25 protein-coding genes are annotated in these 21877 nt (G+C 41.2%); all 25 read left to right on the top strand.

Features of this window, described 5'->3' with window-relative positions:
- Positions 1 to 3 precede the first annotated feature (3 nt).
- The 25 genes from F9B91_RS07395 (at position 4) to F9B91_RS07255 (ending at position 21823) form a co-directional block, all read left to right on the top strand.
- Complete coding sequence (locus F9B91_RS07395; protein WP_150922866.1) at positions 4 to 741, top strand: response regulator transcription factor; 738 nt, start codon at positions 4 to 6, stop codon at positions 739 to 741.
- A gap of 13 nt (positions 742 to 754) precedes the next feature.
- Positions 755 to 2095: a sensor histidine kinase gene (locus tag F9B91_RS07390; protein ID WP_150922865.1), complete on the top strand. Its 1341-nt coding sequence runs from the start codon at positions 755 to 757 to the stop codon at positions 2093 to 2095.
- Between the two features lie 521 nt (positions 2096 to 2616).
- Positions 2617 to 2973 (top strand): hypothetical protein, encoded by a 357-nt coding sequence (locus F9B91_RS07385; protein WP_150922864.1) that lies wholly within the window; start codon positions 2617 to 2619, stop codon positions 2971 to 2973.
- A gap of 370 nt (positions 2974 to 3343) precedes the next feature.
- Complete coding sequence (locus tag F9B91_RS07375) at positions 3344 to 3748, top strand: immunity protein (RefSeq protein WP_150922862.1); 405 nt, start codon at positions 3344 to 3346, stop codon at positions 3746 to 3748.
- A gap of 631 nt (positions 3749 to 4379) precedes the next feature.
- Positions 4380 to 5069, top strand: coding sequence for a CPBP family intramembrane glutamic endopeptidase (locus tag F9B91_RS07360; RefSeq protein ID WP_150922860.1), 690 nt, complete (start codon positions 4380 to 4382; stop codon positions 5067 to 5069).
- Between the two features lie 40 nt (positions 5070 to 5109).
- Positions 5110 to 5358, top strand: a complete 249-nt coding sequence (gene blpZ / locus F9B91_RS07355; RefSeq protein ID WP_150922859.1) for an immunity protein BlpZ — start codon at positions 5110 to 5112, stop codon at positions 5356 to 5358.
- Positions 5359 to 5388: 30 nt separating this feature from the next.
- Entirely contained in the window at positions 5389 to 5994 is a 606-nt protein-coding gene (locus F9B91_RS07350) for a CPBP family intramembrane glutamic endopeptidase (RefSeq protein WP_150922858.1), read from the top strand.
- A 212-nt stretch (positions 5995 to 6206) separates the two neighbouring features.
- Positions 6207 to 6818 carry a CPBP family intramembrane glutamic endopeptidase gene (locus F9B91_RS07345; protein ID WP_084930080.1) on the top strand — a complete coding sequence of 204 codons (612 nt, stop codon included), beginning with the start codon at positions 6207 to 6209 and terminating at the stop codon, positions 6816 to 6818.
- Positions 6819 to 6980: 162 nt separating this feature from the next.
- Positions 6981 to 7769, top strand: a complete 789-nt coding sequence (gene ccrZ, locus F9B91_RS07335) for a cell cycle regulator CcrZ (protein WP_150922857.1) — start codon at positions 6981 to 6983, stop codon at positions 7767 to 7769.
- 2 nt (positions 7770 to 7771) lie between these two features.
- On the top strand, positions 7772 to 8407 hold the full coding sequence (gene trmB / locus F9B91_RS07330) for a tRNA (guanosine(46)-N7)-methyltransferase TrmB (protein WP_001266094.1): 636 nt from the start codon (positions 7772 to 7774) through the stop codon (positions 8405 to 8407).
- 125 nt (positions 8408 to 8532) lie between these two features.
- Positions 8533 to 9012, top strand: coding sequence for a ribosome maturation factor RimP (gene rimP / locus F9B91_RS07325; protein WP_000338691.1), 480 nt, complete (start codon positions 8533 to 8535; stop codon positions 9010 to 9012).
- 43 nt (positions 9013 to 9055) lie between these two features.
- Positions 9056 to 10192 carry a transcription termination factor NusA gene (nusA, locus tag F9B91_RS07320; protein ID WP_150922856.1) on the top strand — a complete coding sequence of 379 codons (1137 nt, stop codon included), beginning with the start codon at positions 9056 to 9058 and terminating at the stop codon, positions 10190 to 10192.
- Positions 10193 to 10213: 21 nt separating this feature from the next.
- Positions 10214 to 10507 carry an RNase P modulator RnpM gene (gene rnpM / locus F9B91_RS07315; protein ID WP_000857560.1) on the top strand — a complete coding sequence of 98 codons (294 nt, stop codon included), beginning with the start codon at positions 10214 to 10216 and terminating at the stop codon, positions 10505 to 10507.
- A complete protein-coding gene (locus F9B91_RS07310) occupies positions 10500 to 10799 on the top strand; it encodes a YlxQ-related RNA-binding protein (protein WP_020902199.1) in 300 nt (99 codons plus the stop codon). Before rnpM ends, F9B91_RS07310 begins: the two co-directional genes overlap by 8 nt.
- A 16-nt stretch (positions 10800 to 10815) precedes the next feature.
- On the top strand, positions 10816 to 13608 hold the full coding sequence (infB, locus tag F9B91_RS07305; RefSeq protein ID WP_150922855.1) for a translation initiation factor IF-2: 2793 nt from the start codon (positions 10816 to 10818) through the stop codon (positions 13606 to 13608).
- A gap of 251 nt (positions 13609 to 13859) precedes the next feature.
- A complete protein-coding gene (rbfA, locus tag F9B91_RS07300; RefSeq protein WP_020903129.1) occupies positions 13860 to 14210 on the top strand; it encodes a 30S ribosome-binding factor RbfA in 351 nt (116 codons plus the stop codon).
- A 213-nt stretch (positions 14211 to 14423) separates the two neighbouring features.
- The gene (locus F9B91_RS07295; RefSeq protein ID WP_150922854.1) at positions 14424 to 14606 is read left to right on the top strand and encodes a hypothetical protein; all 183 of its coding nucleotides are present in this window, start codon (positions 14424 to 14426) and stop codon (positions 14604 to 14606) included.
- Positions 14607 to 14869: 263 nt separating this feature from the next.
- Positions 14870 to 15103, top strand: coding sequence for a DUF1858 domain-containing protein (locus F9B91_RS07290; RefSeq protein ID WP_000368739.1), 234 nt, complete (start codon positions 14870 to 14872; stop codon positions 15101 to 15103).
- Entirely contained in the window at positions 15103 to 16437 is a 1335-nt protein-coding gene (locus tag F9B91_RS07285) for a DUF438 domain-containing protein (protein WP_150922853.1), read from the top strand. Before F9B91_RS07290 ends, F9B91_RS07285 begins: the two co-directional genes overlap by 1 nt.
- Positions 16438 to 16446: 9 nt before the next feature.
- Positions 16447 to 16701 carry a DUF1912 family protein gene (locus F9B91_RS07280; protein ID WP_150922852.1) on the top strand — a complete coding sequence of 85 codons (255 nt, stop codon included), beginning with the start codon at positions 16447 to 16449 and terminating at the stop codon, positions 16699 to 16701.
- Positions 16702 to 16796: 95 nt separating this feature from the next.
- Positions 16797 to 17192, top strand: a complete 396-nt coding sequence (locus F9B91_RS07275) for a helix-hairpin-helix domain-containing protein (protein ID WP_150922851.1) — start codon at positions 16797 to 16799, stop codon at positions 17190 to 17192.
- Between the two features lie 283 nt (positions 17193 to 17475).
- Positions 17476 to 18054 (top strand): flavin reductase family protein, encoded by a 579-nt coding sequence (locus F9B91_RS07270; protein ID WP_125393101.1) that lies wholly within the window; start codon positions 17476 to 17478, stop codon positions 18052 to 18054.
- Positions 18041 to 18601: a GNAT family N-acetyltransferase gene (locus F9B91_RS07265; protein WP_150922850.1), complete on the top strand. Its 561-nt coding sequence runs from the start codon at positions 18041 to 18043 to the stop codon at positions 18599 to 18601. The genes F9B91_RS07270 and F9B91_RS07265 overlap by 14 nt, the downstream gene beginning before the upstream one ends.
- Positions 18601 to 19179, top strand: a complete 579-nt coding sequence (locus tag F9B91_RS07260) for an AAA family ATPase (protein ID WP_150922849.1) — start codon at positions 18601 to 18603, stop codon at positions 19177 to 19179. Before F9B91_RS07265 ends, F9B91_RS07260 begins: the two co-directional genes overlap by 1 nt.
- The gene (locus tag F9B91_RS07255; RefSeq protein WP_150922848.1) at positions 19172 to 21823 is read left to right on the top strand and encodes a valine--tRNA ligase; all 2652 of its coding nucleotides are present in this window, start codon (positions 19172 to 19174) and stop codon (positions 21821 to 21823) included. Before F9B91_RS07260 ends, F9B91_RS07255 begins: the two co-directional genes overlap by 8 nt.
- Positions 21824 to 21877 lie beyond the last annotated feature (54 nt).

Here is a 21877-nt window from a genome sequence, read left to right as displayed (position 1 = left end):
AAGATGAGAATATTTGTTTTAGAAGATGATTTTTCCCAACAAGCTAGAATTGAAACGACCATTGAGAAACTTTTGAAGGAACATCATATCACTCCGAGTTCTTTTGAAGTTTTTGGCAAGCCAGACCAACTGCTGGCAGAGGTGCATGAGAAGGGGGCCCATCAGCTATTCTTTTTGGATATTGAGATTCGAAATGAAGAGATGAAGGGTCTAGAAGTGGCTAGAAAGATTCGGGATCGGGATACTTATGCTCTCATCGTCTTTGTGACGACTCACTCGGAGTTTATGCCCCTGTCCTTTCGCTACCAAGTGTCTGCTTTGGACTACATTGATAAGGCCTTGTCAGCAGAGGAGTTTGAATCTCGTATCGAGACAGCCCTTCTCTATGCCAATAGTCAAGACAGTAAAAGTCTGGCGGAAGATTGCTTTTACTTTAAATCAAAATTTGCCCAATTCCAATATCCTTTTAAAGAGGTTTACTATCTCGAAACGTCTCCCAGAGCCCATCGTGTTATTCTCTATACCAAGACGGACAGGCTGGAATTTACAGCGAGTTTAGAGGAGGTTTTCAAGCAGGAGCCTCGTCTCTTGCAGTGCCACCGCTCTTTTCTCATCAATCCTGCCAATGTGGTTCGTTTGGATAAGAAAGAAAAACTGCTTTTCTTTCCCGATGGGGGAAGCTGTCTGATCGCACGTTATAAGGTCAGGGAAGTGTCTGAGGCTATCAATAACTTGCACTGAGCTAGGAGAATTTATGAATATTGCTTGGATATTGTTGTATACACTTCTTACTAATGGACTAGAAATTGTCATTTTCTTTAAGGTAGATGGAATTGGTCTCACTTTTGAGAGAATTTTTAAGGCTTTTCTTTTTAAGATACTGTTGGCCTTTGTTTCTGTAATGATTAGCTATATAGTAGGAAATAATTACTTATCTTATTATACAGAACCCTTGTACGGCATAGGCTTGTCTTTCTTATTGTTAAGAGGTTTTCCTAAAAAACTCCTTTTCTTTTATGGTCTCTTTCCAATGATATTGGTGAATCTCTTTTATAGAGGTCTTTCTTATTTTGTGCTTCCATTTTTGGGACAAGGGCAATTACATGATGATTACTCTTTGATTTGGTTGTGTATAATAATTTTCAATTTCTTCATTTCTCTAGCCTTTTTGAAATGGTTGGACTATGATTTCACTAGCTTGAGAAGGGAGATTCTAGATAAAGCCTTTCAAAAGTCCCTGACTAAAATTAACTGGATAATGGGGGCTTACTATCTAGTGATGCAAAGTCTGTCTTTCTTTGAATATGAACAAGGTATTCAATCAACGACTGTTCGCCATCTCATCCTAGTGTTTTACCTGCTCTTTTTTATGGGGATTATCAAGAAATTGGATACCTATTTGAAGGAAAAACTTCAGGAGAAACTGAACCAAGAACAGGCCTTGCGCTATAGAGATATGGAGCGCTATAGTCGGCATATAGAGGAACTTTACAAGGAAGTACGGAGTTTTCGTCATGACTACACCAACCTCTTGACCAGCTTACGTCTGGGTATTGAAGAGGAGGATATGGAGCAGATAAAAGAGGTCTACGACTCGGTCTTAAAGGATTCTAGTCAGAAATTGCAGGACAATAAATATGATCTGGGCCGATTGGTGAATATTCGTGATAAAGGCCTCAAAAGTCTTTTAGCAGGAAAATTTATAAAAGCTAGAGAAAAGGATATTGTCTTTAATGTTGAAGTTCCTGAGGAGATTCAGGTCGAGGGGATGAGACTACTTGATTTTCTAACCATTGTGTCGATCCTTTGTGACAATGCCATTGAAGCCAGTGCAGAGGCCAGTCAACCTCATGTTTCAATCGCCTTTTTAAAAAATGGGGCACAGGAGACCTTTATCATTGAAAACTCCATCAAAGAAGAGAGCATCGATATTTCTGAAATCTTCTCCTTTGGAGCCAGTTCTAAAGGGGAGGAGAGAGGAGTTGGTCTCTATACTGTCATGAAAATTGTGGAAAGCCATCCTAATACCAGTCTAAATACCACCTGTCAAAATCAAGTCTTTCGTCAGGTGTTTACTATAATACATATAGAATGATAAAAAATAAGACCGAGAGTGCTTGTTTCTCGGTCTGTATGGCTGAATAGTTAATCAAAGTAGTTTTGAGTTACAGTAAATTGCTTGTATGAAATAATTTTCTCTATCATCAACTATCGGGAGGGGTTCTAATTTTTGAAATCTAATTCTGCTATATCTACTTTTTATTTTTAGTTTTTAATAATCCTATTATAGATAGAGTTATTAAAGTTATGGACATTAAACTGCTAAAAATAAATACTTTTGATGTTAATCCAATAGAAAATAGTAATATTCCATAAAAAATATTGGATATATAATAAATCTTATTTTTCATGATTACTTGCCTCCGAATATAGATTCTTGCTATGTTACAAATGTGACAAGTTTAGTATAGTACTATTTTTAAAAAAATTTTCATCCAAATCTTGAATGGTTATTGAAACATCTTGAATTGAACAAAGAACTTTCTCCTTACCAAAATAATGAATATCATTCAGAAAACAAAAATAATATATACTCTAGTTTGTGAGGTATCCTATATGAATAAGAAATCCTTTTTTATCATCTGTTCTGCGTTGATTATAGCATCGAATCTTCTCATGATTTCCGTGGTGAACAAGGGAGAAGAAACAGGGAGCAACCTGTTTGTGATTGCTATAGCCTGTGTTTTGCTACCAGCCTTTTTATATGCAGTTAAGAACCGACAGACTTCATTGGTAAATGTAGAATCAATACTCATGATCCAGTTGGCAGTTATATCTCTACTCCGTCTTGTCAACAGAATAGAGAGTACGCCTGAAATCCTCAACATTATCATTACCCTCCTAGTTTTGGCAAGTGGGACAGCCTGTATCCTCGTTGCAATCATGAGAATCTATCAGAACAGACGGAAGTAAGGCTGAATAGTTCTCGATTTTAGATTGTTGTGTTGTCAAGTTCCCTTAGGGCAAGTATGTTTTCCATGCTTGCTTTTTAAATTTTTTACAATTCAAGATGTTTTGATGACCATTTATGATTTGAGTGTTCCAAGGTCAAAATGAGTGCTATACTAGCAGTGTAAAGGTTCTTGCTCAACTAAGATAAAGCACACATTTAGGAGGATATTATGAAGAAAAAAATACTGATCATTTTCGTTCTGTATCTGATCATGTCCATCTTTCTTTATCCGCTTAGGGAGAGTATATGGTATCAGTTATTTTATACCATAGCCTATATGATTGCAGTTATGATCTATGTTGCTTTAACTAAAAAGAAAGGAGCAAAGAAATGAAAACTTTTCTTGCTAAAAAACGGAATATCTTCCTTGCGAGATTGTTCCTAGGTCAGTTGCCCTTGATTGTTTCTACTTATCTATTTCTATCTCGTCAGTTTTTAAATTTTTCCTTGGTTTTCCAATTTCTCTTAGTGGTTATTAACTTAGCTTCCATTTTGGTCACTGTTTACCTCACTAGGGAGATGAGGATAAGAGAGTTTGAAGATGATGATTTGGTTAGTCCTAGAACCAATCAACTCATGTATATCGGCTTGACAGGTTTTATGTCTATTATTTGTTTGTATAGAGGTATCACAGCAGGAGAATCCTATCAACAACTAATTGCCTATATTGGCGCTATTCTCTGCTTGCTTATCATGCTTCTGCTCATGTGGGGCTTGAAGTATTATAAAAAGTAGAGGCTAATGCAGTTTTTGCAATTCAAGATGTCTCGATGACAATTTAAGATTTGGATGAAAAACTTTAACAAATAGTGCTATACTGAAATTGTCAAAGTTGCAACGGGTGCTGCTACATTCTGTTAAAAATCGCTCTTGATTGATAAGCTGGATTTGTTAGGAAAGGAGTAAATAATTATGGATAAGAAAAAGATAGTTTCGACTATAATATGTATAGTATTTCTTGTAGTGTCAGTGGATAATTTTTTTAGAGATTTAACCCCGTTATTATTCATTTTAAATATTATTGGCCTAACTTGTTTTTTAGTGTTAACATACACTAACATAAAAGAGATACTCTTAAATATAAGTAAATGATGATTTGGTTAGTCCTAGAACCAATCAACTCATGTATATCGGCTTGACAGGTTTTATGTCTATTATTTGTTTGTATAGGGGTATCACAGCAGGAGAATTTTATCAACAATTAATTGCCTACATTGGTGCTATTCTCTGCTTGCTTATCATGCTTCTACTCATTTGGGGTTTGAAGTATTATAAAAAGTAGCTTGTTTTATATGGGACTAACCTATGGTCTGGCAAGGGGAGGTATTAGGCTAGTCGTTGTCTTGTAGATAGTAGGAGGAGTTCTATGAAAAAACACGCTATTCTTTTCAAAACGAGTGCAATTCTTTCTTATTTGTTTCTGTTTTTCGGATTGTTTTGGACAACCCAATTTTGGAGCAATTATTGGGAGTTCTCGTCTTGGGTAGGAAATCTTATCTGGATTCGAAACATCATCAGTCTTCTCTTTATCGGCTTGATGGTTTGGATTTTGGTCAGGTCGGGCCATGCTTATCTCTTTCGCCTCCCTAGGAAAAAGTGGTTGAGCTATTCTGTTCTGACGGTGTTAGCAGCTGTTGTGCTTATCTGCTTTAACTATCTGACAGCTAAACACGTTCAGGGAACCAATGAAGGTTGGAATTTGTTTATTGCCTATAGTGAGACCAATTTTGCGGAGTTTGGTGTTTACCTAACCTTAATCGTGCTAGGACCTCTGATGGAAGAATTGGTATGTAGGGGATTGCTTCAACATGCCTTCTTTAAGAATTCGAGGTGGGGGCTGGATCTTCTCTTTCCGTCATTCTTATTTGCCTTGCCCCACTTTTCTAGCTTGCCAAGTCTCGCAGATATTTTTGTCTATACGGCAGTGGGCTGTCTATTTGCCTGTCTAACACGTTATACGAAGAGTATCTATCCTTCTTATTCGATTCATATTGTTAATAATATCATTGCAAACTTACCATTTTTGCTCACTTTTCTACATAGGGTCTTGGGGTAAAAAAACAAAGGCTTGCTTTTCAGCCATAGAGGAGGTCATCATGTATAAACACTTATTTTTCCTAGATTCCAAAACCTTAGACTGGTTGACACCTTATATTCTGGTCTTGGCTTCTGACACCATTGCCTTTAATGTTTTTGTGCTAACCTTTGTATCTGTTGTGGCCTTTTATTTCCTAAATCCCATGCTATCTTTAATGGCTATCTTCTTAGGGGGTGGTTATGTGGTCGGATTTTGGTTACTCAAATGGTTTGTTTTGGAAAGGCTAGAACTAAAGAATGACGTGTAGGGAAGTCTGTTTGTTGAGGAGGATAGTTTTATGGCCATTTTCAATAAATGTCATGCCTTGTTTTTGGGATTTTTAGTATTTGCAATCGTTGGTGCAGCGGGTTATTCCATTAATCAAGGGGATTATTTTCAACACCAGTACACATTCATTATTATAAAGAGTCTCTTGCTTTTCCTTAGTTTTGGTTATGCGAAATGGTTTGACATGATTTCTTTTGGGATGTTAAGCAGGAAACAACTCTTGCTCATCATTGGAATCTTCCTTCTCATGGTGCTTGTAAATATCGGCTATCATGCCTTTTTCTCAGTTGTTTCTGGTGCTTCGGATCAACACCTTGAGGAAGCTAGTAAAGGACTTTCGCTTTCTTTTATTGTTAGTGCTACAGTTTTGGCACCTATACAGGAGGAATTCATGTTTAGAGGGCTTCTTCAAGGTGCAGTTTTTGATAATTCTTGGCTGGGGCTTGTACTGACTTCCTCTCTCTTTTCTTTCCTGCATGAACCTTATGATATTCCTTCGTTTTGCTATTATCTTTTCGGGGGCTTGTCGCTGGGCTTTGCCTATAAAAAGAGCCAAAATTTGTGGGTTTCTACTCTAGTCCATATGTTTTACAACAGTTTGCCACTTTTAACTTAAACTCAATGAAAATTAAAGAGCAAACTAGGAAACTAGCCGCAGGTTGCTCAAAACAGTGTGTTGAGGTTGTGGATAGAACTGACGAAGTCAGTCACATATATAATCCAAGGCGACGTTGACGTGGTTCGAAGAGTATAAAATGGTTTGTTTTGGAAAGACTAGAGTTAAAGGATGACTTGTAGGGAAGTTTGTTTGGTGAGGAGGATGATTTTATGAAGTTTTTTGATAAATTTCATGCCTTTTGCTTTGGATTTTTAGTACTACTAATCGTCATTACAGTTCCTTATACGATTAACCATGGGGATTTTTTTCAAAATGAATCTGAATTGATTATTGTAAGTCTTCTAGTAACCTCGCTGAGTGTTGCATATGCTAGACAGTTTGAAATGATTTCTTTTGGGATGTTAAGCAAGAAACAACTTTTGCTTTTCATTGAAATCTTTCTTCTAAGTCTGCTTGAGACGCTGGTTTATATTCATTTCTTCGCTGTTTCTTCTGGCGCAGGAGTTCAACACTTGGCGGAAGTCAGCAGAGGAATTTCTCTGTCTTTGATTTTGACTTCCTCAGTTTTTGGCCCCATCCAGGAGGAACTCATTTTCAGAGGACTTCTTCAAGGTGCGGTTTTTGACAATTCTTGGTTAGGGCTTGTGCTAACTTCCTCTCTCTTTTCTTTTATGCATGGACCTTCTAATGTCCCTTCGTTTATTTTTTATCTACTTGGGGGCTTGTTACTGGGATTTGCTTATAAAAAGAGCCAAAATCTATGGGTTTCTACTCTAGTTCACATGTTTTACAACAGTTGGCCACTCTTATATTATTTATAAAAATTATGAAAAGGTAAGTAGGAGATTGTGCTTACCTTTTTCAAGTTATAATGATAGACCGAGCCAATTGAGATGCTTTTCTTTGAGAATCGGGCGTGGAGCGGTTGACGAATAGGCCAAAAACTAGTAGAATAGTAAGGAAACTTTATACGGAGGAAAGAAATGGATTTGGGTGATAATGAGCTAACACTGACTCCCATACCTGGGAAAAGTGGCAAGGCTTATATGGGTAGCTATCCTGATGGGAAGCGCATCTTTGTAAAAATGAACACCTCTCCAATCCTACCTGGTCTAGCTAGAGAACAAATTGCTCCACAATTATTATGGAGTCGCCGTTTGGCAGATGGGCGTGATATGTGTGCTCAAGAATGGTTGACAGGCAAGATATTGACCCCCTATGATATGAATCGTAAGCAAATCGTCAATATTTTAACCCGTCTTCATCGCTCACGTCCGTTGATGACACAGTTGAGTCGTTTGGGATATGCCATGGAAACACCTGTAGATTTACTGCAGTCTTGGCAGGAAACGGCTCCAGATGCTTTGCGTAAAAATCATTTTATCAGTGAAGTGATGGCTGATTTACGTCAGACTATTCCAGGATTTAGAGAGGACCATGCGACCATTGTCCATGGAGATGTACGACATAGTAATTGGATTGAGACAGACAGTGGCTTGATTTATTTGGTGGATTGGGATTCGGTTCGCTTGACCGACCGCATGTTTGATGTGGCCCACATGCTCTGCCATTATATTCCAGAACATCAGTGGAAGGAATGGTTGACCTACTACGGTTACAAGTACAATCAAACGGTATTAAATAAATTGTATTGGTACGGTCAATTGTCTTACTTGAGCCAGATTTCCAAGTATTATATGAACCAAGATTTAGAAAATGTCAATCGGGAGATCCATGGCTTGCGTCACTTCCGAGACAAGTATGGAAAGTGAAGATGAGAGTTAGAAATCGTAAAGGGGCGACAGAATTACTAGAGGCAAATCCCCAGTATGTGGTCCTCAATCCCTTGGAAGCCAAGGGGAAATGGCGGGACTTGTTTGGCAATGACAATCCCATTCATGTGGAAGTTGGAAGTGGAAAGGGTGCCTTTGTTTCAGGTATGGCCAAGCAAAACCCTGACATCAACTATATCGGGATTGATATTCAAAAGTCTGTTTTGAGTTATGCTTTGGACAAGGTGCTTGAAGTTGGAGTGCCTAATATCAAGCTCTTGTGGGTAGATGGTTCTGACTTGACTGACTACTTTGAAGACGGTGAGATCGATCGCTTGTATCTGAACTTTTCAGATCCTTGGCCGAAAAAACGCCATGAAAAGCGTCGTTTGACCTACAAGACCTTCTTGGATACCTTCAAACGTATCTTGCCTGAAAATGGAGAAATTCATTTCAAGACGGATAACCGTGGCTTGTTTGAGTACAGTTTAGTGAGCTTTTCTCAGTATGGCATGAAGCTCAATGGTGTCTGGCTTGATTTACATGCCAGTGATTTTGAAGGCAATGTCATGACAGAATACGAGCAAAAATTCTCCAACAAGGGTCAAGTTATCTACCGAGTTGAGGCAGAATTTTAAGAAATAGCCTGAAATCAGGCTGTATAAGTGCTTTTGCTTTACATAAGCTGGCAAACGTGCTATACTAAGAGTAAGAATATGAAAAGAGAGGCGGGGAAATATCTTCGCCTCTTGCTTATGAGGAGGTGGACGCAATCGCAACAATCGTAGAATTAGTCAGAGAAGTTGTAGAACCTGTCATCCAAGCACCTTTCGAACTCGTGGATATCGAGTATGGAAAGATTGGCAGTGACATGATTCTCAGTATTTTTGTAGATAAACCTGAAGGAATTACCTTGAACGACACGGCAGACTTGACAGAAATTATCAGTCCTGTCTTAGACACCATCAAGCCAGATCCCTTCCCAGAACAATATTTCCTAGAAATCACCAGTCCAGGCTTGGAACGCCCTTTGAAAACCAAGGATGCTGTCGCTGGAGCGGTTGGGAAATACATTCATGTCGGGCTCTACCAAGCCATCGATAAGCAAAAGGTCTTTGAAGGAACCTTGTTGGCCTTTGAAGAGGACGAGTTGACCATGGAATATATGGACAAGACGCGTAAGAAAACCGTCCAAATTCCATATAGTTTAGTATCAAAAGCACGTTTAGCAGTTAAATTATAGAAAAAGAAAGGATAGCTTTTGAGGATTCAAAAGTGAAGAAAACATGAGTAAAGAAATGCTAGAGGCCTTCCGCATTTTGGAAGAAGACAAGGGAATCAAAAAAGAAGATATCATCGACGCAGTAGTAGAGTCGCTTCGTTCCGCTTATCGCAGACGCTATGGTCAATCTGATAGCGTAGCTATTGATTTCAACGAAAAAACAGGTGACTTTACAGTTTATACTGTCCGTGAAGTGGTTGATGAAGTATTTGATAGCCGTTTGGAAATCAGCTTGAAAGATGCTCTTGCCATCAATTCAGCCTATGAACTTGGCGACAAGATCAAGTTTGAAGAAGCACCTGCTGAGTTTGGTCGTGTAGCAGCCCAATCTGCCAAACAAACCATCATGGAAAAAATGCGCAAGCAAACACGTGCCATCACTTACAATACTTACAAAGAACATGAGCAAGAAATCATGTCTGGTACTGTAGAACGCTTTGACAACCGTTTCATCTATGTCAACCTTGGCAGCATTGAAGCCCAATTGTCAAAACAAGACCAAATTCCTGGAGAAGTTTTTGCTTCTCATGATCGTATCGAAGTATATGTTTATAAGGTTGAAGACAACCCTCGCGGTGTGAACGTCTTTGTTAGCCGTAGCCATCCAGAAATGATCAAACGCTTGATGGAGCAAGAAATTCCAGAAGTTTATGATGGAACGGTTGAAATCATGAGCGTGGCTCGTGAAGCTGGTGACCGTACTAAGGTTGCAGTTCGTAGCCATAATCCAAACGTGGATGCTATCGGTACAATCGTTGGACGTGGTGGTGCTAATATCAAGAAGATTACTAGCAAATTCCACCCAGCTCGCTATGATGCTAAGAGCGACCGTATGGTGCCAATCGAAGAAAATATCGACGTTATCGAATGGGTAGCTGATCCAGCTGAATTTATCTACAATGCCATCGCTCCTGCTGAGGTTGATCAAGTTATCTTTGATGAAAACGATAGCAAACGTGCCTTGGTGGTTGTTCCTGATAACAAGCTTTCTCTTGCTATCGGTCGTCGTGGACAAAATGTTCGCTTGGCGGCTCACTTGACTGGTTACCGTATCGATATCAAGTCTGCTAGCGAATTTGAAGCCATGGAAGAAGCTGGTTCGGTAGGTTTGGAAGCAGAAAACGATACTGTAGAAGAATAAAAGCTGCTAGAGGAGGGAAAGATGAAAACGAGAAAAATCCCTTTGCGCAAGTCTGTTGTGTCTAATGAAGTGATTGATAAGCGGGATTTGCTCCGCATTGTCAAAAATAAGGAAGGACAAGTCTTTATCGATCCGACAGGCAAGGCCAACGGCCGCGGCGCTTATATCAAGCTAGACAATGCAGAAGCCTTAGAGGCGAAAAAGAAGAAGGTCTTTAACCGCAGCTTCAACATGGAAGTGGAAGAAAGCTTTTATGACGAGTTGATCGCTTATGTGGATCACAAAGTGAAAAGAAGAGAGTTAGGACTTGAATAAGCAAAAGATAAGCAATCTCTTGGGACTCGCTCAGCGAGCAGGGCGTATCATATCGGGTGAAGAATTGGTGGTCAAGGCCATTCAAGATGGAAAGGCCAAGTTGGTCTTTCTAGCCTATGATGCAGGACCCAATCTGACCAAGAAGATTCAAGATAAAAGTCATTATTATCAAGTAGAAATTGTAACCGTGTTTTCAACACTGGAATTAAGCATAGCAGTCGGAAAATCAAGAAAGGTTTTGGCTGTGACAGATGCTGGATTTACAAAGAAAATGAGGTCTCTTATGGAATAGAAGAGGAGGACATGATTTGTCTAAGAAAAGATTGTACGAAATCGCAAAAGAACTTGGAAAAGAAAGTAAAGAAGTTGTAGCGCGTGCAAAAGAGTTGGGCTTGGATGTGAAAAGCCACTCATCAAGTGTGGAAGAAGCTGTCGCTGCAAAAATCGCTGCCAGCTTTAAGCCTGCAGCTGCTCCGAAAGAAGAAGCAAAACCTGCAGCACCAAAAGCAAGTGCAGAAAAGAAAGCCGAAAAATCTGAGCCAGCTAAACCAGCTGTAGCTAAGGAAGAGGTAAAACCGGCTGAGCCAGTTGCTCCGAAGGCAGAAAAAGTAGCAACAAAACCGCAAAGCCGTAATTTCAAGGCTGAGCGTGAAGCCCGTGCCAAAGAGCAGGCAGAACGACGCAAGCAAAATAAGGGCAATAACCGTGACCAACAACAAAACGGCAACCGTCAGAAAAATGACGGCCGTAATGGCGGAAAACAAGGTCAAGGCAACCGCGACAATCGTCGCTTTAATGATCAAGCTAAAAAACAGCAAGGTCAGCAAAATCGTGGAAACGAGCGCCGTCAACAAGAGGACAAACGTCCAAATCAAGCGACTCCACGCATTGACTTTAAAGCCCGTGCAGCAGCCCTGAAAGCAGAGCAAAACGCAGAGTACGCTCGTTCAAGCGAGGAACGTTTCAAGCAGACTCAGGCTGCCAAAGAAGCCTTGACTCAAGCTAACAAACGCAAGGAGCCAGAGGAAATCTTTGAAGAAGCTGCTAAGTTAGCTGAACAAGCGCAACAAGTTCAAGCAGTGGTTGAAACAGCTCCTGTGAAAAAAGAAGTTGCAGTGGATACACGTCGTAAGAAGCAAGCCCGACCAGACAAAGAGCGCGATGATTACGATCGCGAAGAAGATGGTCCTAGAAAACAACAAAAGAATCGAAGTAGTCAAAATCAAGTGAGAAATCAAAGAAATAGTAACTGGAATAACAACAAAAAGAACAAAAAAGGCAATAACAAGAACAACCGTAATCAGACTCCAAAACCTGTTACAGAACGTAAATTCCATGAATTGCCAACAGAATTTGAATATACAGATGGTATGACCGTTGCGGAAATCGCAAAACGTATCAAACGTGAACCAGCTGAAATCGTTAAGAAACTTTTCATGATGGGTGTCATGGCCACACAAAACCAATCCTTGGATGGGGAAACAATCGAACTCCTCATGGTGGATTATGGTATCGAAGCCAAACAAAAGGTTGAAGTGGATAATGCTGATATCGAACGTTTCTTTGTCGAAGATGGTTATCTCAATGAAGATGAATTGGTTGAGCGTCCACCAGTTGTAACCATCATGGGACACGTTGACCACGGTAAAACAACACTCCTAGATACCCTTCGTAACTCTCGTGTTGCGACAGGTGAAGCAGGTGGTATCACTCAGCATATTGGTGCCTACCAAATCGTGGAAAATGGCAAGAAGATTACCTTCCTTGATACACCAGGACACGCGGCCTTTACATCTATGCGTGCACGTGGTGCTTCTGTTACCGATATTACTATCTTGGTCGTAGCAGCAGATGACGGGGTTATGCCTCAGACTATCGAAGCCATTAACCACTCAAAAGCGGCCAACGTTCCAATCATCGTAGCCATTAACAAGATTGATAAACCAGGTGCCAACCCAGAACGCGTTATTGGTGAATTGGCAGAGCATGGAGTTATGTCAACTGCTTGGGGTGGAGATTCTGAATTTGTTGAAATTTCGGCTAAATTCAACCAAAACATCGAAGAATTGTTGGAAACAGTCCTTCTTGTGGCTGAAATCCAAGAACTTAAGGCAGACCCAACAGTTCGTGCGATTGGTACAGTTATCGAAGCTCGCTTGGATAAAGGAAAAGGTGCGGTAGCAACCCTTCTTGTTCAACAAGGTACCTTGAATGTTCAAGACCCAATCGTTGTCGGAAATACCTTCGGTCGTGTCCGTGCTATGACCAACGACCTTGGTCGTCGTGTTAAGGTAGCAGGTCCATCAACACCAGTTTCAATCACAGGTTTGAACGAAGCGCCAATGGCAGGTGACCACTTTGCTGTCTACGAAGATGAAAAATCTGCGCGTGCAGCTGGTGAAGAGCGTGCCAAACGTGCCCTCATGAAACAACGTCAAGCTACTCAACGTGTTAGCCTTGAAAACCTCTTTGATACCCTTAAAGCTGGTGAACTCAAGTCAGTTAACGTTATCATCAAGGCCGACGTACAAGGTTCTGTTGAAGCCCTTTCTGCCTCACTTCAGAAAATCGATGTGGAAGGTGTTAAAGTTACTATCGTTCACTCAGCGGTCGGTGCTATCAACGAATCAGACGTAACCCTTGCCGAAGCTTCAAATGCCTTTATCGTTGGTTTCAACGTACGCCCTACACCACAAGCTCGTCAACAAGCAGAAGCTGACGATGTTGAGATCCGTCTCCACAGTATTATCTACAAGGTTATCGAAGAGATGGAAGAAGCTATGAAAGGGATGCTTGATCCAGAATTTGAAGAAAAAGTTATTGGTGAAGCAGTTATTCGTGAAACCTTCAAGGTGTCTAAAGTGGGAACTATCGGTGGATTCATGGTTATCAATGGTAAGGTTACCCGTGACTCTAAAGTCCGTGTTATCCGTGACGGTGTCGTTATCTATGACGGTGAACTCGCAAGCTTGAAACACTATAAAGACGACGTTAAGGAAGTTACAAACGGTCGTGAAGGTGGATTGATGATCGATGGCTACAATGATATCAAGACTGATGATGTGATTGAGGCCTACGTCATGGAAGAAATCAAGAGATAAGATTTTTTGCTCCTTTCTTAGGTGGTGAGGGACGCAAGCAAACCGATGGTTTCATTGCTTATTTTTGAGCCTAGAGTCTCAAAAATCCCCTGTGATGGGACTGATAAATCAGTTCCATCACTTTCACCACGGCGAAAGAAGCAGATGATTTCAAATTGAACTTCGTTCCAATTTGAAATGAAAATCAATAAATTTAAAAATAGCTAGGTCTGCTGGCCTAGCTTTTGGTTCAAAGTAGAGAAAGGAATATCATGGCAAATCATTTCCGTATGGATCGTGTGGGCATGGAAATCAAGCGTGAAGTCAATGAGATTTTGCAAAAGAAAGTCCGTGATCCGCGTGTCCAAGGCGTGACCATCACAGATGTTCAGATGCTAGGTGACTTGTCTGTTGCCAAGGTTTACTACACCATTTTGAGTAACCTTGCTTCAGATAATCAAAAAGCCCAAATCGGGCTTGAAAAAGCAACTGGTACCATCAAACGTGAACTTGGTCGCAATTTGAAATTGTACAAAATTCCAGATTTGACCTTCGTCAAAGATGAGTCCATCGAGTATGGAAACAAGATTGACGAAATGCTACGCAATCTGGATAAGAACTAAGAAGAGGGGCAACCCTCTTTTTTGGTGGGGAAATGGCTATAAAGCATGCTGGCGGAATCTTTCCAGAGTTAAACATTATTAAAAAGCTTTATAAAATTTAGCTTGTATGATATTATAGGAAATGAAAGAGTGAGATAAAACGATTTTTCAGCGATATCCAGCAAGACTGGTATCGCCAATATTTTAAAGTGTAGTTAAAAGAGGGAAGATAATATGGGACTTATAAAAACTCTAGCTAAAACTTACGGGAATTACTTTTTGACCCTGCAAGGTGTAAAAGTAATGAAAACGATAAAGAAAGATGACAATGTCGTTGTCGGTCTGGGGAAACTTTTTATTGCAGACAAGTTAATGGATACGGCTCGGTGGCTCATCAAGCCAGAGGAGAGAGAATGAAATTTTTTGGGTCTTCTTGCCATTATTTTTATTAAACCGATTATTGGGATTTTGAAATTCTTTTGGATGATCATCTCTTTTGCAGTTCAATTATTGTTTTACAAGATAGTATTTAAGATATTGGATTGGCTCTTTAAACTTATTTAGGTCGTAATTCAAGTCGCAGAGAACTAGCAGGAACTCCACTGCTAGTTTTTTAATCTCTCTCCATATGGTATAATATAAGCAGTAAAATCAATTTAGAATATTCAATGGAGGTCGTCATGGACAATATCATCGATGTGTCAATTCCTGTTGCAGAAGTGGTGGACAAGCATCCAGAAGTCTTGGAAATCCTAGTCGAGCTTGGTTTTAAACCCCTTGCCAATCCCTTGATGCGCAACACAGTAGGTCGCAAAGTATCGCTTAAGCAGGGTTCTAAGCTTGAAGGAACTCCTATGGACAAGATTGTCCGCACGCTGGAAGCAAACGGCTACGAAGTGATTGGATTAGACTAATGGCAGATGAACGGATTCATGTCCTGCGGGATATTTTGTTAGAATTGCACAATGGTGCCTCTCCTGAGTCGGTTCAGGAGCGTTTTGATGCGACCTTTGCAGGTGTCTCAGCCATAGAGATTTCCCTCATGGAGCACGAGCTGATGAACTCAGACTCAGGTGTCACCTTTGAAGATGTTATGGAACTCTGTGATGTCCATGCCAATCTTTTTAAAAATGCTATTAAGGGTGTCGAAGTAGAGGATACTGAGCATCCAGGTCACCCAGTTCGGGTCTTTAAGGAAGAAAATCTGGCCCTCCGTGCGGCCTTGATTCGCATTCGGAGATTGTTAGATACCTACGAGTCTATGGAAGACGAGGAAATGCTGGTGGAGATGCGAAAGGGCTTGGTCCGTCAAATGGGGCTTTTGGGGCAATTTGACATCCACTACCAGCGCAAGGAAGAGCTCTTCTTTCCTATTATGGAGCGCTATGGACATGATTCACCCCCAAAAGTTATGTGGGGAGTGGATGATCAGATTAGGGAACTCTTTCAAACAGCTTTAGCGACAGCCAAGTCACTACCTGAAGTGCCGATTTCCACTGTAAAAGAAGCTTTTGAAGCCTTTGCGACAGAATTTGAAAGTATGATTTTCAAGGAAGAGTCCATCCTTCTCATGATTCTCCTTGAGTCCTTTACTCAGGATGACTGGCTTCAGATTGCGGAGGAGAGCGACGCTTATGGTTATTCCATCATCCGTCCGTCAGAAAAATGGGTGCCAGAAAGACAGAGCTTTGTTGAGGAAGATAGTGCAGGGGAGCCTGTACAGCTAGATACGGCAGAAGGTCAAGTTCAGCAAGTTATCGATACGCCAGAAGGACAGTTTACCATTACCTTTACCCCTAAGGAAAAGGAAGCAGTGCTGGACCGCCATAGTCAACAGGCTTTTGGGAATGGCTATCTCTCGGTCGAGCAGGCCAATCTCATCCTCAATCACCTCCCCATGGAGATTACCTTTGTTAATAAAGATGATATTTTCCAGTATTACAATGACAATACGCCAGCTGATGAGATGATTTTCAAACGGACGCCGTCCCAAGTTGGGCGCAATGTCGAACTCTGCCATCCGCCTAAGTACTTGGATAAGGTCAAGACCATCATGAAGGGACTTCGTGAGGGAACCAAGGACAAGTATGAAATGTGGTTCAAGTCTGAGTCACGAGGAAAGTTTGTCCACATCACCTATGCTGCAGTACACGATGAAAACGGAGAATTCCAAGGAGTGCTGGAGTATGTTCAGGATATTCAACCCTACCGTGAGATTGACACGGACTATTTCCGTGGATTAGAATAAGGAGAAAAAATGAGTTACGAACAAGAATTTATGAAGGAATTTGAAGCTTGGGTCAATACCCAGATTATGATTAACGACATGGCGCACAAGGAAAGTCAAAAAGTCTACGAAGAAGACCAAGATGAGCGTGCCAAAGATGCTATGATTCGCTATGAAAGTCGCTTGGATGCCTATCAGTTCTTGCTTGGAAAATTTGATAATTTCAAAGCAGGTAAGGGATTCCATGATTTACCAGAAGGCTTGTTTGGTGAGAGAAATTATTAAACGAGATAGATTCTTGATTTTTTACTAAAATCTTGATAGAATATTTATATTAAATCCTTGTCAGAGCAGGGGTTTTTTATTGAAAGGATTTTATCATGTCAAAGAAACTCAGTCGTAAAAAACAATTACGAAATAGCCTCCGTCGCGCAGGTGCTTTTTCAAGTACTGTGACTAAGGTTGTAGAAGAGACAAAAAAAGTCGTGAAACGTGCAGAGCAATCAGCGAGCGAAGCTGGTAAGGCTGTTTCTAAAAAAGTTGAACAAGCAGTAGAAGCTACTAAAGAGCAAGCTCAAAAAGTAGCCAACTCTGTGGAAGATTTTGCAGCTAACCTAGGTGGACTTCCACTTGACCGTGCTAAAACTTTCTACGATGAAGGAATCAAGTCTGCGTCAGATTTCAAAAACTGGACTGAAAAAGAACTCCTTGCCTTGAAAGGAATCGGCCCAGCTACTATTAAGAAATTGAAAGAAAACGGCATCCAGTTCAAGTAATCTTTCTTGTTCCTTGCATTTCCGAAAAAATCTTGCTACAATAGAGCCATTAGAGGTGTTTTGAATCCCACATTTTACAGAAAGTGGCGGTGCTGAGAAGTCCACAAATGTGTCAGAACTAGTTGCTAATGGATGAAAAATTGAAATAAAAGTGTCTTTTTGTTTTAAAGACGAGAGTTGCGGGCAACTGCCCGAAATTGGGTGGTACCGCGGATAAACACATTCGTCCCTGTCATGTAGATGGCAGGGATTTTCTTTTGCGTCTTAGTCAAAGGAGGTTGTTATGAAACAATCATTTAAAACTAATAAACTATACTATGGCTTTCCTGTTTTTATTTTAGGATATCAAGATCAGAATTTTGGATATAACATCACGACCTGTAGTTCCTCTTATAGTCTAGGAGATTGGATTGTGGTTGGAGTCGTTGCGAGAGAGAATGTTGCAGAGCAAATTAAACATTATCAAAAATTTACTGTGAATATTCCTGATGAAAATCTCATGCTCGAGATGGAGCAGGCTGGTTTTATCAGTCATCAGGAGAAATTGGAACGTTTGGGAGTGCATTATGAAATTTCTGAACGGACTCAGGCACCGATTTTAGAGGATTGTCCAGTCGTTTTGGATTGTCAGGTAGATCGGATTATCGAGGAAGATGGAATCTGCCATATCTTTGCTAAGATTGTTGAGCGACTTGTTGACCCAGAACTTTTGGATGAAAAGGGGCATTTTAGAAATGAACTGTTTGCCCCAACATATTTCATGGGAGATGGATATCAGCGCGTCTATCGTTATCTGGACAAGCGTGTAGATATTAAGGGGAGCTTCATCAAAAAAGCGAGGAAGAAGGATGACAAGAGCTGAGTTACCAGAACGCTTGGAAACAGAGCGTCTGGTCTTACGAGTCCGTACAGTGGCGGATGCAGAGGATATCTTTGACTATGCTAGTCTCCCAGAAGTTTCTTACCCAGCAGGCTTTCCACCCGTCAAGACCTTGGAAGATGAGGTTTACTATCTAGAGCATATCCTACCCGAGCGCAATCAAAAGGAAAATCTCCCAGCAGGTTATGGAATTGTGCCCAAAGGGACTAATAATGTTATCGGTTCTGTTGACTTCAATCACCGCCACGAGGACGATGTGCTGGAGATTGGTTATACCTTGCACCCAGACTATTGGGGTCGAGGTTATGTTCCAGAAGCAGCGCGTGCCTTGATTGACATAGCTTTTAGAGAACTAGGTCTTCACAAGATTGAACTCTCTTGCTTTGGCTACAATATCCAAAGTCAACGAGTTGCAGAAAAACTTGGTTTTACTCTTGAAGCTCGCATCCGAGACCGTAAAGATGTTCAAGGAAACCGCTGTGACAGTCTGATATATGGCTTGCTGAGAAGTGAGTGGGAGGTAATTTGATGCATCTTTTCATCATTGGTGCTCCGGCCTCAGGAAAAATGACGATTGGTCAAGAACTATCTCGACTGACGGATTCTACCCTCTTTTATAACCATCAAGCCATCGATTTTGCACTAGAAATCTATCAGGATTATACAGAGGAGATGTGGGAATTTGTTCGTGGAATTACCTTTTCTTTCCTTGGAGCAAGTGCAAGAAATCAGAGATCAGTAATTTTAACAGACGTAATTGATTTTTCAAATCAGTACCAGCTGATGTATTTAAAGCAAATTCAGAATTTATTGGATAACTATCATCAAGAGATTCTTTTTGTGGAGTTGGAAACAAGTCTTGAGGAGCGCTTACATCGAAATCGAACGGAGAATCGATTAAAGCACAAACCCTTAAAACGACATATTGAGGTATCTGAAAGAGAAATTTTAGAGACCACTGAAACCCTTCAATTAAATTCCCAACATCAACCGAATGAGTTGCACCACTACTTTAAAATAAATAATACGAGTTTGTCTGCAGAAGAAGTTGCTAAGCAAATTCAAGATAAAATGAATACAATAGAGAAAGGACAAACACATGTCTAAAGAACTTTCACCTAAATACAATCCAGCCGAGGTTGAGGCTGGTCGTTACCAAAAATGGCTTGATGCGGATGTTTTCAAGCCTTCCGGCGATCAAAAGGCTAAGCCTTATTCAATCGTGATTCCACCACCAAACGTTACAGGTAAACTTCACCTTGGTCACGCTTGGGATACGACTTTGCAAGATATCATCATCCGTCAAAAACGTATGCAAGGTTTTGATACACTTTGGCTTCCAGGGATGGACCACGCTGGGATTGCCACTCAAGCTAAAGTTGAGGAGCGCTTGCGTGGTGAGGGCATCAGCCGCTATGACCTCGGTCGTGAAAAATTCCTCGACAAGGTCTGGGAATGGAAAGACGAGTATGCCACTACCATCAAGGAACAATGGGGCAAGATGGGGCTTTCTGTAGACTACTCTCGCGAGCGTTTCACTCTTGACGAAGGCTTGTCAAAAGCTGTTCGTAAGGTCTTTGTGGACCTTTACAAGAAAGGTTGGATCTACCGTGGTGAGTTTATCATCAACTGGGACCCAGCAGCTCGCACAGCCCTTTCTGATATCGAGGTTATCCATAAGGATGTCGAAGGTGCCTTCTACCACATGAACTACATGCTGGAAGACGGTTCACGCGCCCTTGAAGTTGCCACAACTCGTCCTGAGACTATGTTTGGAGATGTAGCTGTTGCGGTCAATCCAGAAGACCCACGCTACAAGGATTTGATTGGTAAAAATGTCATTCTTCCAATCGCTAATAAACTAATCCCAATCGTTGCAGACGAACATGCCGATCCTGAGTTTGGTACAGGTGTCGTGAAAATCACACCTGCTCACGATCCAAACGACTTCTTGGTTGGTCAACGCCACAACTTGCCACAAGTCAACGTGATGAACGACGACGGAACTATGAATGAGCTTGCCTTCGAATTTGCAGGCATGGACCGTTTTGAAGCTCGTAAGGCAGTCGTTGCTAAGTTGGAAGAAATCGGTGCCCTTGTTAAAATCGAAAAACGTGTCCACAGTGTTGGTCACTCAGAGCGTACTGGTGTTGTGGTTGAACCACGCTTGTCTACTCAGTGGTTCGTCAAGATGGATCAATTGGCCAAAAATGCTATTGCTAACCAAGACACAGAGGACAAGGTCGAATTCTACCCACCTCGTTTCAATGATACCTTCCTTCAATGGATGGAAAATGTCCACGACTGGGTTATCTCTCGTCAGCTCTGGTGGGGTCACCAAATCCCTGCTTGGTACAATGCTGAGGGTGAAATTTACGTCGGTGAAGAAGCTCCAGAAGGTGACGGTTGGACACAAGATGAAGACGTCTTGGATACTTGGTTTAGTTCTGCCCTTTGGCCATTCTCAACAATGGGCTGGCCTGATGTCGACTCAGAAGACTTCAAACGTTATTATCCAACATCAACTTTGGTGACTGGTTATGATATTATTCCGTTCTGGGTATCTCGAATGATTTTCCAAGGTTTGGAATTTACTGGCAAGTCGCCATTCAAAAATGCCTTGATTCATGGTCTCATTCGTGATGAGCAAGGACGCAAGATGTCGAAATCTCTAGGTAACGGGATAGACCCAATGGATGTTATTGATAAGTACGGAACAGATAGCCTTCGTTGGTTCCTTTCAAATGGTTCTGCACCAGGGCAAGACGTCCGCTTCTCTTACGAGAAAATGGATGCTTCATGGAACTTTATTAACAAAATCTGGAACATCTCTCGCTACATCCTCATGAACAATGAAGGCTTGACCCTTGAGCAAGCAACGGCTAATGTGGAAAAAGTTGCTAACAAGGAAGCTGGAAATGTCACAGACCGCTGGATTCTCCACAACCTCAATGAAACCATCGGAAAAGTCACTGAAAACTTTGATAAGTTTGAGTTTGGTGTAGCTGGACACATCCTCTACAACTTCATCTGGGATGAATTTGCGGACTGGTATGTTGAGTTGACTAAGGAAGTCCTTTATAGTGATAATGAAGAAGAGAAAGTCATTACACGTTCTGTTCTCCTTTATACCTTGGACAAGATCCTTCGTCTCCTCCACCCAATCATGCCATTTGTGACAGAGGAAATCTTTGGACAAATCTCAGAAGGCTCTATTGTTACAGCTGCATACCCAACTGTCAACCTAGCCTTTGAAGACCTTGCTGCTCACACTGGCGTGGAAAGCCTCAAAGACTTGATCCGTGCTGTTCGGAATGCGCGTGCGGAAGTAAACGTAGCACCAAGCAAGCCGATTACCATCCTTGTTAAGACAAGCGATAGCGACTTGGAAGCCTTTTTTAACAGCAATGTCAACTACATCAAACGCTTCACAAATCCAGAACACTTGGAAATCGCATCAACCATCCCTGCACCTGAACTCGCTATGTCAAGCGTCATCACAGGAGCAGAAATCTACTTGCCACTCGCAGACCTCCTCAATGTCGAAGAAGAACTCGCTCGTCTCGACAAGGAACTCGCTAAATGGCAAAAAGAACTGGACATGGTCGGCAAGAAGCTCTCTAACGAACGCTTCGTAGCCAATGCCAAACCAGAAGTCGTCCAAAAAGAACGCGACAAACAAGCCGACTACCAAGCGAAATACGACGCGACCGTCGCACGTATTGATGAGATGAAGAAGTTGGTGAAATAAACACAGAAACACGGTGATGAGCCGTGTTTTTTACTTTAATTTGTGATAAAATTG

The sequence above is a fragment of the Streptococcus mitis genome, assembly GCF_008763935.1.
Lineage (GTDB): Bacteria > Bacillota > Bacilli > Lactobacillales > Streptococcaceae > Streptococcus > Streptococcus mitis_DB.
The sequence above is the reverse complement of the archived record's forward strand: the minus strand, read 5'-3'. Positions and strand labels throughout refer to the sequence as shown.

What these genes read in the sequence shown, in the direction of transcription:
- F9B91_RS07395 (WP_150922866.1), top strand. Translation starts at nt 4, where the DNA reads ATGAGAATATTTGTTTTAGAAGATGATTTTTCCCAACAAGCTAGAATT.
- F9B91_RS07390 (WP_150922865.1), top strand. Translation starts at nt 755, where the DNA reads ATGAATATTGCTTGGATATTGTTGTATACACTTCTTACTAATGGACTA.
- F9B91_RS07385 (WP_150922864.1), top strand. Translation starts at nt 2,617, where the DNA reads ATGAATAAGAAATCCTTTTTTATCATCTGTTCTGCGTTGATTATAGCA.
- F9B91_RS07375 (WP_150922862.1), top strand. Translation starts at nt 3,344, where the DNA reads ATGAAAACTTTTCTTGCTAAAAAACGGAATATCTTCCTTGCGAGATTG.
- F9B91_RS07360 (WP_150922860.1), top strand. Translation starts at nt 4,380, where the DNA reads ATGAAAAAACACGCTATTCTTTTCAAAACGAGTGCAATTCTTTCTTAT.
- blpZ (WP_150922859.1), top strand. Translation starts at nt 5,110, where the DNA reads ATGTATAAACACTTATTTTTCCTAGATTCCAAAACCTTAGACTGGTTG.
- F9B91_RS07350 (WP_150922858.1), top strand. Translation starts at nt 5,389, where the DNA reads ATGGCCATTTTCAATAAATGTCATGCCTTGTTTTTGGGATTTTTAGTA.
- F9B91_RS07345 (WP_084930080.1), top strand. Translation starts at nt 6,207, where the DNA reads ATGAAGTTTTTTGATAAATTTCATGCCTTTTGCTTTGGATTTTTAGTA.
- ccrZ (WP_150922857.1), top strand. Translation starts at nt 6,981, where the DNA reads ATGGATTTGGGTGATAATGAGCTAACACTGACTCCCATACCTGGGAAA.
- trmB (WP_001266094.1), top strand. Translation starts at nt 7,772, where the DNA reads ATGAGAGTTAGAAATCGTAAAGGGGCGACAGAATTACTAGAGGCAAAT.
- nusA (WP_150922856.1), top strand. Translation starts at nt 9,056, where the DNA reads ATGAGTAAAGAAATGCTAGAGGCCTTCCGCATTTTGGAAGAAGACAAG.
- rnpM (WP_000857560.1), top strand. Translation starts at nt 10,214, where the DNA reads ATGAAAACGAGAAAAATCCCTTTGCGCAAGTCTGTTGTGTCTAATGAA.
- rbfA (WP_020903129.1), top strand. Translation starts at nt 13,860, where the DNA reads ATGGCAAATCATTTCCGTATGGATCGTGTGGGCATGGAAATCAAGCGT.
- F9B91_RS07295 (WP_150922854.1), top strand. Translation starts at nt 14,424, where the DNA reads ATGGGACTTATAAAAACTCTAGCTAAAACTTACGGGAATTACTTTTTG.
- F9B91_RS07290 (WP_000368739.1), top strand. Translation starts at nt 14,870, where the DNA reads ATGGACAATATCATCGATGTGTCAATTCCTGTTGCAGAAGTGGTGGAC.
- F9B91_RS07285 (WP_150922853.1), top strand. Translation starts at nt 15,103, where the DNA reads ATGGCAGATGAACGGATTCATGTCCTGCGGGATATTTTGTTAGAATTG.
- F9B91_RS07280 (WP_150922852.1), top strand. Translation starts at nt 16,447, where the DNA reads ATGAGTTACGAACAAGAATTTATGAAGGAATTTGAAGCTTGGGTCAAT.
- F9B91_RS07275 (WP_150922851.1), top strand. Translation starts at nt 16,797, where the DNA reads ATGTCAAAGAAACTCAGTCGTAAAAAACAATTACGAAATAGCCTCCGT.
- F9B91_RS07270 (WP_125393101.1), top strand. Translation starts at nt 17,476, where the DNA reads ATGAAACAATCATTTAAAACTAATAAACTATACTATGGCTTTCCTGTT.
- F9B91_RS07265 (WP_150922850.1), top strand. Translation starts at nt 18,041, where the DNA reads ATGACAAGAGCTGAGTTACCAGAACGCTTGGAAACAGAGCGTCTGGTC.
- F9B91_RS07260 (WP_150922849.1), top strand. Translation starts at nt 18,601, where the DNA reads ATGCATCTTTTCATCATTGGTGCTCCGGCCTCAGGAAAAATGACGATT.
- F9B91_RS07255 (WP_150922848.1), top strand. Translation starts at nt 19,172, where the DNA reads ATGTCTAAAGAACTTTCACCTAAATACAATCCAGCCGAGGTTGAGGCT.